Here is a 12240-nt window from a genome sequence, read left to right on the forward strand (position 1 = left end):
ACAGGTGAGATCAGTGAGAATTCTTTGAGTTGCATTCAACATCAGTGCATTCAGGGAATAACCCTCACCTTACCTGATTTTGGGCTTAACCGAACCGTATTGGGAGTGATATAGTAAATTACGGTTGCCAAATCTGACCGAAAATATACGAATCATCAGATTTGGACAATTTAGTTAATTTTGAACCGTCCCGATTACTCACATACAAAACGCTTTGACCATCTGGTTTTTTCTTCGTTTTTTCTGTCTTAATGAAAGCAATTTTTTTACCATCTAACGACCAATTAAAACTGTTAATTTCAGATGGTGGTAATTGCGAAGCTAACTGAGTAAGCTTGAGTCGATCGATACTAATCGTATAAAGCTTTTTCTGAGAATAATCTCCGCTTGTAAAAGCAATCAGCTTACTATCTGGCGACCACTGTAATTCACTATATTCCCCTGGTTTAGAAGTCAATTTTCTGACATTTTTTTGCTTAACATCAAGTACAAAAATATCTAATTTTTTACCAGAGTATTCTTCACCTTGCTCATGATAGTAAGCAACTTTAGTTCCATCAGGCGACCATGATATAATGCCAGAATAAGCTGTTTTTTGATGTTCGTCGGATAGACTGGTTAGTGTCTTGTTCTTGACATTGAGTAGATAAATCGGTTGATTATTGCCTTTTCCTGATGAGATTGCAATCTGGGTTCCATCAAGCGACCAAATCACTTGGCTAGAATAATCATTTCCTGGAGCGTTAGTTAACTCTGTCAAATTAGAGCCATCTGTATTCATTTGCCAGATACTTTTATCTTTGAAGAATACTACCTGTTGTCCATTAGGTGACAGATATAAAGAAGATGAGATTTCTGTTTTTGGCGGAATACCTCCTACCTCCCATCTTTGAATCAGTTTAGTTCCTTGTGTACCAGTTGTATCACTTAAATAAAGAGATACGCTACCTGTATCCTCAAGAGTACTACCATCACAAGACTCTTTAATGGCAAGTTTTTGGCCATTTAATAACCACTGAATTTCAATGCTATCAGCTTTGCAGCCAGCCCCAGAGAATATTTTAGTTAGTTTGGAACCATCTGCATTCATTGTGTAAACATCATACGCATCATTGAAAAAAGCTAGCCTTTTACCATTGTTTAACCAAACTATTGTGGGATAAACATTCAAATTTTTAGTAAGCTGGCGGCGGGCTGAACCGTTAGTTTGGATGGTGTAAATATTAGTTTCAAACTTTGGGCCTTCCTTAGCAGCTACAAAAGTCAGTCTGTTGTCTTGAGAAACTTTAGGTGCAGCAATTACGGCATTGCTGAAGTTGAAAATTGTGGTTGAGAGTAAACCGAGTAAGATAAGTGCTAGAAATTTGATTAAATGCATCATAGTTAGTTATGAAAGATACGAACAGTTTTTAGTTTGAAAATTGATAATGAACGAGCAAGGTAACTTAATTTATCTAGTTGCAAAGCTTGATTCGTTAGCTGGAAAAGTAGTTAACACAAAACTATTTTCATATCTTCACTGGGAGTATTTATTAGCACGAGATAACCAAATTAAGCGATAATTTTCATTTAGTGCTAGTGCTTTGAGAAACTCCTGCATAGATTCTGATTTCCATTCCAAAGGTGCAGTTGGTGATATCTGAGATGCTCCTATTGTATAACGTAGGATCGCTTCCATTAAAGCTGCTGCTTCGATAATCGGTTATGCGTATATCCAGGAAGGAAAAATACGTGCTTCAAAAGTAAACTTGCTAGGAATAGTTTGAATTAGATTTTTGATGTTAAAGTCACAGTATTTTGTGAGTTCAAGTTTGGCTAGACGTGTTTTAGCATCAGACCAAGAAAGTTGACAAAAATCCGATTGATTGACTAATACCAACAATTCTTCATCCCACATTCCTAAGCGTCTACAATTGGGATTAGTCCCCACCAATCGTTTTAAATTTTCACCATGTGTCCATAAAAGATTCACCAGATTAGCAAAAACTCTAGCAGAACATAAAGGTGTAGCATCAAAGTGCAGGTGGGTTGCACCTTCTACCGGAATTGTAAAACCAAGAGAACGTGCGGCTGAGAGCAGCATTTCTAAGTGATCGCTATGATTAGTCTCAATAGGTGGAGTAATTAACTCACAAGGACGTTCTCTCTCACCCGGTAGTGGTGCAGCGATCGCAATTGGATTACCTGTGCGATCGGCAACACGTACCATTCCGCCTGGCCCTGCTTCCAGATTGGTAGAAAATAAACTAGCAATTGGCTTGAGAACATCGGCGATCGAATCAGCAGCATCAGCTTGGCTTTCTACTAGTTGCAGCAGTCTGGTATCATCACTGACAATTCGATACCATCTTGGCTTAGGTTTTGCAGTTTTGTCTAGGTTCTCAAGAAGGGTTAGATCATCTACACATCGAGCAATCAAACATTCGTGTTCATCAATCACCTCAAATCCTAAAGTAAGATTTTGAAATAAGGGAGTTCCTGGAACCTGACTTAGTTCAGACTGGGGATGAAAAACACGACGCACTCTTGTATCATATTGTTGGGCGATTAATTCTGCTAAGTCCTGTCTGCTGTGTCCTCTAGGTGACATCAGCTCTATCTCGAAGCCGATTTTCCAATTTAAAAAAGACATAACTGTGTTTTGTAATCATATTCACCCTGCGCTGACTTGAGCTAGCGGCGGGCGTTGAATTTTGAATCTGCTTGATATCTATAGAGATGATTGCAATTTTAGAGTTTCATCTCTTCATTGCATACATATTTGCTGACAATTATTGGTAAAATAATGAAGATTTCTGTGAGAGTTGCAGATACTCTACTCTTAGAGGTTGTTTTAAAAGTGTTTGGCTGTGCTTTTAAGTACTTCTAGATCCCCCCTAACCCCCCTTAAAAAGGGGGGAACAGGAATCAAAGTCCCCCTTTTTAAGGGGGATTTAGGGGGATCTAAACTTTTGATACCAATAAGGGGACTTTTAAAACATCCTCTAAGATTGAGTCCCAGGTCAATACTTGTCGGTTAAGGGGCAAAGGGGAAGGGGGAAAGGGAAATTAAAAACCCTTAACCCTTACCCTTTAACCCTTTCCCAAAACCAAACTTTGGGTTCAAAATGCTTAACCGAGTAGTATTGAGTCCCAGGTGCATCAACTGATGAACTGGCTTGGAGGAGTGAAGAATGCCCCAAAGACAGCCATAACAGCAAACGATAATAAATTAATATTAAAAATCCAGATAAGCCTTTCCGTTTATGGATGTGAGCGTTTAATACCTGCCAAAATAAAGGTGATTGCTTCTTCGGTGTGTTCCTCAACTATCTCTGGACTAAGACGATTAATCTCTGGAGTTAGATGCTTCCAGTTTTCGAGAACTGTGAAGTAAAACAGACAAATACTCAAGATATGGGTCAGCGCTAAAAACGGTTTGAGGGGGCGAAAATATCCTTCTGCAATACCTTGCTCTCAAAATAGTCATAAAGTGTAGCAGTTGTCACCTTAGCGCAATTAGCGATCGCCTGCTCAATCCGTTGATCACAAAGTGAGCTTATTACAATGCTGACACATTTTTGGAAAAACCTTCCAAATCAGGTGCAAGGTTCACTTTGGTTAAACTGCAACACCCCAACTTTTAGGCATTTACCATAGTGGACAAGAGACATACTGACACTAGAAAGAGAACAAACAACAGCACTTGATTACAATAGACTTCTTGCAAAAGTGCTTTTTGCAAGAGGGGGGAAAAGGGTAAAGGTTAAAGGGGAAGGGGACAAGACTATTAAGTTATCCTAATCCATGAGTTAAGCAGGTGGAAAATGCCAAGCAAAGCAAGGATTTTTAATTGTTGACTTTTGATAATTAGTTCGCACAACTTGGGAAACCCTTAAATGCAAGTGGCTCCATGTCCGGTTATGAAAAAGAAAAAAGAGCAGCTATGGTGACAGAGTTGCTTACTTTAAGAAGAATGCCCCTCAAGGAGATGATGCAACGGTATCCCCTTGAGGAGCAAAACTTGTCAATTCGCTTATTCCTATACTTCCGGCTGCCCAAAATACGAATTATCTAGGATTAATGTGACGTCTAGTCCCCCATCCTGGATTGACAATGGCGGCTAAATCTTCTTCAGACAATTTGTCGATCTCACTGTCTAGTTCTTCGGCGGTGAAGTCATAGCCACGCTCTTGAGCTATCTTGATGAAGGTTTTTGGATCAGCTGTTGCTTTAAGCTTTTCCTGTAATGCTTGATCTTCTTTTACGGCTTGAAAAAGTCGGGCAGCATTTTGCTGTGTCATGATAATCCATCTCCTATTTGAAATCTCAGGTTTGAAGATAGTAATTTAATTACTAGGCATTTACTAACTTCTGTAAACAATTTCTAGATAAAGCATCTATTTTCGATCTTAAAACAAAGAATAGAAATGTGTTGATTTTGACAAGAAAATATAACTTTTAGACTAATTTTTGTTGCTTTTTTATAAAATTCAACCCTAGGATAGTGGCAATGTTTATCTAAAAAATATCAATTCGCATTTGTAAATGCAATTTACATTCGTGCTGATGGGTAATCGCCTATGAGCAGAGAGCCAGGGAAGAAAGATGCTGTAATTTTTCAACGATAGAGGGTTTCAGAGTAAATAGATTTATTTATGCTTAATAATCTAATGTTAAATATTTATCTTGAGATGCGTAGCACAAAAAAATAATGCATCCAAGCTTTCAAAGCCAATAAATACATTTATTTATGAGCTTCTCTCTGCACCCCTCCCACTCTTGGAAAATTAGCAAATAGACAGTAGTGAATTAGCCGAATTTTCATCTTCATGCTGACCAGACACAATGCCAAATCTAAAAACCCTGTTATAGCTTGACTTGACACCTACTAATAAAATACTATGTTAGATTGTCTGTCTAATTCCTGCTCGGATCAGGTGGACATATTACAAAGGCTGGCAAAAACGTCTCCATAAGAGATAAAAAACAGCTACCTGTACGGCAACCTCAAGGACAATTCCATGACCTACGCAATTATTGAAACTGGCGGTAAACAAATACGAGTAGAGCCAGGGCGGTTTTACGATGTTGAACTGCTTGCGATCGAACCAGATGAAAAAGTTACAATAGACTCCGTATTACTCGTGCAGCACGATGGCGAAGTCAGCATTGGACAGCCACTAGTGACAGGTGCAACTGTAGAAGGAACTGTAATGCGGCATTACAGAGGTCGTAAAGTTCTGGTATACAAGATGAAGCCCAAAAAGAAAACCCGCAAAAAGCGGGGGCATCGTCAGGAAATTACCAGACTTATGATTGACTCCATCACCCTTAACGGTGCAGTATTTGTTGCCCAAGGTGAAGCGGAGAAGGAAACTCCCGTTTTAGATGAGACTCCTACTGAAGAAGTTGAAACCGCTGCTGAATAATAAAAAGAAGTAGATACACAAGAGGAAATTATGGCTCATAAGAAAGGAACAGGTAGTACACGCAACGGTCGTGATTCTAATGCCCAACGTCTGGGTGTTAAGCGTTATGGTGGTCAAGTTGTACGTGCAGGAAACATTCTTGTGCGTCAGCGCGGTACCAAATTTCACCCTGGTAACAACGTCGGTATTGGTAGCGATGACACTCTGTTTGCCTTAATCGACGGTGTTGTAATGTTTGAGAGAAAGGGCAAAACCCGTAAAAAAGTTAGTGTTTATTTACCCCTAACTGCTGCTGAGGCAGCCCCTGCTGAGGCAGTAGCAAGTTAGAGTGTTAGGGTGGGCACTTTTTCCCACCCTAATCACTACTAGTTCGCTTTCGTGACTTGGCGGGGTAAAGGGTTTAAATCCCTTACCCTTTCCCCAGTCCTCACAAGCGCATTTTTGGGTTGGCAGACTACTAGTTGGCGCTGACTTTGATGGTCAGATTTGCATAAATATTACATTACCAACAATAAATTACCTAAAAGTCGTTTTATTCTTCTGTCGCCCGTAGATTAGTGTCAAAAACGAATGGTACTAAAAAAAGCCCAAAGGCTTGTATTTCCTCGTTTCCAGTCTTAAAAACTACGGTGTAGACACAAGTCGAAAAAAGTTTGATTTTCCATTGTTCTCTCGTTTATCTCGTTCTCATGAAGAGCATGGGAATGCCCCCTGTTGAGGCTCTGCCTCCAGTCTGGCATTGAGTCAGAGACTTAATGAATACATTCCCAGTCGGAGACTCTTAACGAGGAAAACGAGGAAAGTCTTATCAAGCTAGGTTTTTAGGACTTGTGTGTACACCGTAGCTCTTAAAACTGGGAATATATTCCGAGAGGCTCTGCCTCTGGTTTACCCCCGCTTGCCCTGAAGTTAGGAAGCATCTGTCTAGTTAAGTTTATGTTCCTGTAGAGGTGCTTATGAGTCTGATTCTTCCCAAACGCACCCTATCCCGTCGCCGGTTACTGCAAGTATCTGGACTTTCAGGGGTAGGCTTTCTTTTAGGTGGCTGTGGGACAAATTTGTTTTCAGATAATCTGCGGCAAATATCTGAGCCACTAAATCAAAGTCTTGAAGCACTCCTGCAAAGTCAAAAACCAGTACCGGAATTTCCTGTAAGTGCCATAGAAGCAGACAAATTGCTGGTTAATACCTTTGACTTCACCCCACAAATTGATCCAGCGCAGTTTCGCCTAACGATTGATGGTGAGGTTAGTAACGCGATGCAATTGAGCATGGCAGATATTCAAAAACTTCCCCTGACTTCAATGGTAATTCGTCACATCTGTGTTGAAGGTTGGGCTGCGATCGTTCAATGGGGAGGCGTGCGATTACGAGACTTAGTAGCGCTGGTACAGCCGAAGTCAAACGTGCGCTATGTCTACTTTAAATCTGCTGATGGCTACTATGAAAGCTGGGATCTTGCCTCTGCTATACATCCCCAGACTCTCATGGCTTATCAAAAGAATGGACAACCTTTATCAGTTGATAATGGTGCGCCCATGCGCCTAGCATCCCCAATTAAACTGGGCTACAAGCAAAGCAAATGGGTAACTCAAATTACATTCGTCAGCAATTTGTTACCTACTAAAGGCTATTGGGAGGATCAGGGCTATGAGTGGTTTGCAGGACTATAAGGCAGGCAAAAAGCTAATTTATATGGGCAACCTCTGACTCCAGGGAGGTTTATTTGTGCTTAATTCTCACACCAGGGTGCAAAAAAATACATATCTGTCGGTGGAAAGTTAACAAAAAAAATACTAGTAAACTGAATCCTGTTGAAAACTCTTGATAATACCTCCTGATTGGCGTTGGGAGGTTTTTTTGTGCTTAATTATCTTATCAAAAAGCTTGACACTTAAGGTTCCTGGAGTATTCCTTTACCCAAAAAAACATTTACCCGCCAGGGAAGTGTAGGTAGTTCACTCATCCTCGGTTTCACTCTCTTGAGTTTTGGAAGTTAGTCGCCAAGATGTGGTTTTGTCAATATCTACAGATAGTTGTTCCAAATTTTGTCCTAAATCTTTTTGGAGTTTCTGAGTTAGTGTGATTGGAAAATCTAAATTTAGATTTTGAGCTTGTGCTAGCCTTGCCAATTCTGTAAAATTAGCTTTGACTGTAGTCCGCTCATAACTAGTTAGTTTATAATAAGGAGTTTCCGATATATTTTGAGCTTGCATAGTTTTTTTTATGCGTTCTTGTAAATGTTCAAGTTCTGAATTCAACAACTTACATTGTTGCTCAAGTTGTGAACATCTAGTAGTTAGTGATATTAAGTCTTCCGTTATGGGTTCTGGGTTGGCTTGGGCTTGTAACCCTAACAAATTTAAATGAATTTGAGCAAGATAAATACAATCTAAGTAAGCATACTCTATCTGTTCTTCAGCTAAAGGGCGTTTTCCCCAATCGCTTTTTTGTTCTTGTTTATCGATATTGTTAAAGCTACAAAGTGCAGTGGCTATGGTCTTGAGTTGATAGTTGGGTAATGGCAAAAGATAGTAAGGAATTTTTTTGACCATTTCCAAAGTGCAAGTAATATTTTTAGCTTTCTTGTTACCGAGAAATTTTAAATCATAACTGGCATTGTGAAAAACTTTTTCAATGGCAGATTCCATCATAATTTTTTCGATAAATTCAGCTAGAATGCTAGGCTGATCTAGGACATCTAAAAGATAGACGCGATCGCCACTCATATCTTGAGGATTATCTAATACCTGAATCAGCGATAATCGGGGATTACGAGTTCTGTAGTCAGCTACTTCTGTGTCTATCCACAGCGTTTTGGCATTAGTATATTCAGCGACAATAGTGCTAATTTCACTAGCGGAAGTAAGGTAGGGCATTGGCTAATATTTCCTGATATTTAGGGATTGTAAGTAAGCCATAGTTTTCTAAAGTAACATTTTGTTAGTAATTTTGCTGGCACAGGATTATAAAAACGTTGAAGTTTTGAATTTGTCATAGACATCGCCAAAGTGAATCAAATCTGATAACATCGATTCACTACTTTGGGGTGGCATAGTCTATCATTGAAAGAGCTACTGGGCATCTACATTAAATTCATAGAGAGCTACAGGCTGTATGCAGAGGCATCCTAGTTAGCAGTCGTCAGGAAAATTGAATTGGCATTTCTCAAAACTGGCCGCAAAATCTTAGCTTCAAGAAATCGCCCAAATTTCAATTTTCAGTAACCTGAGCTATTGCTTAGGAACTTTTGCTACTTCACATTTAATTGTTTTTTAAAATTTGCTCCTCACCATGACACACACTTCAATTAATCGCTTCAAGTACTCAATTCGGAGATAGATAATGAAAAAGCTAATTCTATTACTAGTTAGTAGCATGTTGGTAGTTGGTACTTTTGGCTGCCAAGAGGCTCCTAAAACTGGTTCAGAAACTCCTAGCACTACTAATGAAGCCACTCAAGCACCAGCAAAACCAGCTTCGCAGATAAATCAAACTGCTAAAGTTCCAGGGATAGAAACGACTCCTTTAGCGGCTAGTACAGGCACTAAAGTTAATATTCATTCTGAAAAAACGACAACAAAAGCTGAGAACGACTTAAAAGCTGAAGTTAGCAAAAAGTTGAATAAAGGCTTACCAGGCAATAAGTTACAAGTTGAAAACAAAGAGGCTGAAATTATCCTCAAAGGTACAGCAGCTTCTCAAGAAGAACTCAAAAAAGCTGAAACTTTAGCTAAAGAAGTTCAGGGTGTGAAGATGGTGAAGGTGGAAGCAAAAGTTGAAACTGTGAAAAATCCATAAAAGAATAACTGAGTCTTTCAGTTAACATCGGCATAAAAGCTAAATAGGATTTACACAGATGTAAGTCCTGTTTTTTATCTGCTCGAATAAGATAGCACCACTCTCAATACTTTTCGGATAAGCCTAACAATCTCTCTTTTGGTCTGGGAACCCCACCTTCCCCTTTTACTGACTTATGCAAGAAGTCTATTGTATGGTTTGTTACCACAGATTTTTTAATGCAGGGTTTAACAAAATTAATTATATTTTTGACTTTATCTGAAAAATAAGTAAGTATTAACACTTATGATACTGAAACAAAGTAGTTATAGTGAAAGTCAAAAATGAAGCGTTCAAATCGCCTTGCTTGGATGGGAGCGATCGCACTCGCTGCGATCGTTTTACTTAGTTTGTTTGTGGCTCCTAATAATACTAAAATTAACACTGGCTCTACTTACAACCGCGCCTCTGATGGTTATGGTGCTTGGTATGCTTTTATGCAACAGCAGGGAATTTCTATCAAACGCTGGCAAAAGCCTTTTAGTGATATTCAGCCAGATAACAACCCTGTTACCTTTCTACAGGTAAGCGGCGATCCAAGAGAGATGACACTCGATAGTCAAAAGCGTGAATGGGTAGAAAAAGGAAATACTTTAGTAATTTTAGGTGCGGGGGCGCGGGTTACAGAAGCGGAGTTTAGTACTATGCAGAAATCTCCCCAAGGTGATATTAAAGTTGATACACGTAGACGATATAAAAAAGCTAACTCCCAGCAAGTTGATTTAGGCGATCGCTTTGGTGCTGTTGTCTGGGAAGAAAGTTATAAACAAGGAAAGGTAATTTTTTCTACCACTCCTTATTTAGCCGCTAACGCCTACCAAGATTATTTAAGTAATTTTAAGTATCTAGCTAGTTGGGTTACTGAAAAAGGTAACACCATATTTGTCGATGAATACATCCACGGCTATAAAGATGCCGATGTCAGGAAGAAAGAAAGCGAAGGAGATTTATCTAGTTTTTTTGCTAAAACTCCTATATTTCCAATATTGGTGCAGGTAGGTATTTTGTTATTGGTGTTAATTTGGGCGCAGAATCGCCGCTTTGGTAAGCCAGTAGCTTTAGATATACCAGTTGTAGATAACAGTGAGGCATACATTCAAGCGTTAGCAGGAGTGTTGCAAAAAGCTGATACCACTGACTTTGTTGTTGAGATGGTGGGTAAACAAGAACAACTACAACTCCAAAAAGCCTTGGGATTAGGGCAAGTACCTTTAGAACGTGAAGCCTTGCTCAACTTCTGGATACAAAAAACAGGCACAAGTGCAGCAGAACTAGATACAGTTTTAAAGCTACAATCTCGCAAACAACCCATCAGTGAACAAGACCTGTTAAGCTGGTTGAGAAAATGGCGAAACATTAGATTAATTCATAATTCGTAATTAATTTGTGCAATTATCCATAATATTTCTGCATTAGTTATTTATCAATAAAAAAATATGAGCGAAACTCATCCTATCTTAATTCGTCTTGGTCAAGGTTTGAATCAAGTAATTGTCGGACAATCGAGTTTAATACAACAACTTTTAGTAGCACTGCTAGCAGGTGGACACGTAATTTTAGAAGGAGTACCGGGAACTGGGAAAACCCTACTAGTAAAAGTTTTGGCGCAGTTAATTCAAGGAGAGTTTCGCCGGATTCAACTAACACCAGATGTCTTACCTTCAGATATTACTGGTACAAATATTTTTGACTTGAATAGCCGCAATTTCACTTTGAAAAAAGGGCCAATATTTACCGAAGTGCTGCTAGCAGACGAAATCAACCGTACTCCTCCCAAGACACAAGCGGCGCTACTAGAAGCGATGGAAGAGATGCAGGTAACATTGGATGGTGAAAGTTTGCCCTTACCAGATTTATTTTGGGTGATTGCAACGCAAAACCCTCTGGAATTTGAGGGGACTTATCCCTTACCAGAGGCGCAGTTGGACAGATTTTTATTTAAGCTGGTGGTAGATTACCCAGATCAAGCTGCGGAAAAGCAAATGTTACTGAATCGTCAGGCGGGGTTTTCAGCACGGCGTTTGGATATTAGCCGTTTGAAACCAATCGCAACAGTAGCCGACATTTTGCAAGCGCGACAAGCAGTCAAAGAGGTTAAAGTATCAGAAGCGATCGTTGATTATTTGTTGGCCTTGGTGAGAACATCGCGTCAATATCCCGATTTAACTTTGGGCGCATCGCCTCGCGCCACCGGTGCTTGGTTGCAGACATCTCAAGCATTAGCGTGGTTAGCTGGCAGAGATTTTGTCACGCCAGATGATGTTAAAGCAGTTGCATCGCCCTTGCTACGTCATCGCCTTATTTTGAAACCAGAAGCCATGCTAGATGGTTTACAAATGGATGCGGTGATTGCATCGGTAATTAACCAAGTACCAGTTCCAAGGTGAAAAAATTGTAGAGGCGCGAAATTTCGCGTCCATACAAAGATTTTGAAATTACGCCAAATTATTTTTCCTGCTGTATAGCAACGCCACGCGTCTTTAGAGGATGTTTGAAAAGTTCTTAGTGATGTATCAAATCCCTTTAGATCCCCCTAAATCCCCGCACCCAAAATGTCACCCACTCCGTAAATCTAGGACTTACGCAACTGGTACAGTGCGATCGCAGTATTGTAGTATATATGTATTATGCAAAGTGGTGTACTCAGAGGACATTGCTGAAATTATTAACACTAATCGGCTGTGTTAAGTATTTATCAAATCATGAGAAAATTAGCTAAGGGGCGCGGTGTAGCTGCGCCATTGCTTGTGACAGTTGCGTAAGTCCTGAGTAATTGAAATCGAGTGCTAAAGGTAACAAGCGATGCTGGACTGGTGGGAGAAAAATTTTGCGACTTGTGAGCTAGAACACCGATTCAGTAATCAGAATTAAGTAGAAGACTGCTCAGTAGTGTTAGTAAAAATTTTGGCAAGGACATGAAGATTATGGACGACTGCGGTACGGCGGAGGTCAAATAGATTTTTGCGAGTACCAATGTAACGAGCTTGAT

Annotated in this window: 12 protein-coding genes; 6 read left to right on the top strand and 6 right to left on the bottom strand. The window is 39.7% G+C overall.

Annotated elements, in window-relative coordinates:
• Nucleotides 1-118 precede the first annotated feature (118 nt).
• From H6G97_RS35830 to H6G97_RS35845, 5 genes are all read right to left on the bottom strand, one after another.
• Nucleotides 119-1381 (bottom strand): PD40 domain-containing protein, encoded by a 1263-nt coding sequence (locus H6G97_RS35830; RefSeq protein ID WP_190945304.1) that lies wholly within the window; start codon nt 1379-1381, stop codon nt 119-121.
• Between the two features lie 135 nt (nt 1382-1516).
• Nucleotides 1517-1678 carry a hypothetical protein gene (locus tag H6G97_RS53465; protein WP_242055735.1) on the bottom strand — a complete coding sequence of 54 codons (162 nt, stop codon included), beginning with the start codon at nt 1676-1678 and terminating at the stop codon, nt 1517-1519.
• 24 nt (nt 1679-1702) lie between these two features.
• Nucleotides 1703-2632, bottom strand: coding sequence for an amidoligase family protein (locus H6G97_RS35835; RefSeq protein WP_242055737.1), 930 nt, complete (start codon nt 2630-2632; stop codon nt 1703-1705).
• Between the two features lie 611 nt (nt 2633-3243).
• Nucleotides 3244-3393 (bottom strand): hypothetical protein, encoded by a 150-nt coding sequence (locus H6G97_RS35840; RefSeq protein WP_190945306.1) that lies wholly within the window; start codon nt 3391-3393, stop codon nt 3244-3246.
• Between the two features lie 656 nt (nt 3394-4049).
• Nucleotides 4050-4283: a Nif11-like leader peptide family natural product precursor gene (locus H6G97_RS35845; protein WP_190945308.1), complete on the bottom strand. Its 234-nt coding sequence runs from the start codon at nt 4281-4283 to the stop codon at nt 4050-4052.
• Between the two features lie 720 nt (nt 4284-5003).
• On the opposite strand from H6G97_RS35845, the gene rplU reads away from it, so the two are divergent.
• From rplU to H6G97_RS35860, 3 genes are all read left to right on the top strand, one after another.
• Nucleotides 5004-5411: a 50S ribosomal protein L21 gene (rplU, locus tag H6G97_RS35850; protein WP_190945310.1), complete on the top strand. Its 408-nt coding sequence runs from the start codon at nt 5004-5006 to the stop codon at nt 5409-5411.
• A 30-nt stretch (nt 5412-5441) separates the two neighbouring features.
• Nucleotides 5442-5738, top strand: coding sequence for a 50S ribosomal protein L27 (gene rpmA / locus H6G97_RS35855; RefSeq protein ID WP_190945312.1), 297 nt, complete (start codon nt 5442-5444; stop codon nt 5736-5738).
• Between the two features lie 629 nt (nt 5739-6367).
• The gene (locus H6G97_RS35860; RefSeq protein WP_190945314.1) at nt 6368-7084 is read left to right on the top strand and encodes a molybdopterin-dependent oxidoreductase; all 717 of its coding nucleotides are present in this window, start codon (nt 6368-6370) and stop codon (nt 7082-7084) included.
• 285 nt (nt 7085-7369) lie between these two features.
• On the opposite strand, the gene H6G97_RS35865 is transcribed toward H6G97_RS35860, so the two are convergent.
• On the bottom strand, nt 7370-8290 hold the full coding sequence (locus tag H6G97_RS35865; protein ID WP_190945316.1) for a ribonuclease D: 921 nt from the start codon (nt 8288-8290) through the stop codon (nt 7370-7372).
• Between the two features lie 466 nt (nt 8291-8756).
• On the opposite strand from H6G97_RS35865, the gene H6G97_RS35870 reads away from it, so the two are divergent.
• The 3 genes from H6G97_RS35870 (at nt 8757) to H6G97_RS35880 (ending at nt 11638) form a co-directional block, all read left to right on the top strand.
• Nucleotides 8757-9212, top strand: coding sequence for a BON domain-containing protein (locus tag H6G97_RS35870; protein ID WP_190945318.1), 456 nt, complete (start codon nt 8757-8759; stop codon nt 9210-9212).
• A 323-nt stretch (nt 9213-9535) separates the two neighbouring features.
• Entirely contained in the window at nt 9536-10630 is a 1095-nt protein-coding gene (locus tag H6G97_RS35875) for a DUF4350 domain-containing protein (RefSeq protein ID WP_190945321.1), read from the top strand.
• Between the two features lie 57 nt (nt 10631-10687).
• The gene (locus H6G97_RS35880; protein ID WP_190945323.1) at nt 10688-11638 is read left to right on the top strand and encodes an AAA family ATPase; all 951 of its coding nucleotides are present in this window, start codon (nt 10688-10690) and stop codon (nt 11636-11638) included.
• The last annotated feature ends 602 nt before the right edge of the window (nt 11639-12240 follow it).

It is taken from the genome of Nostoc flagelliforme FACHB-838 (assembly GCF_014698065.1).
Taxonomy (GTDB): domain Bacteria; phylum Cyanobacteriota; class Cyanobacteriia; order Cyanobacteriales; family Nostocaceae; genus Nostoc; species Nostoc flagelliforme_B.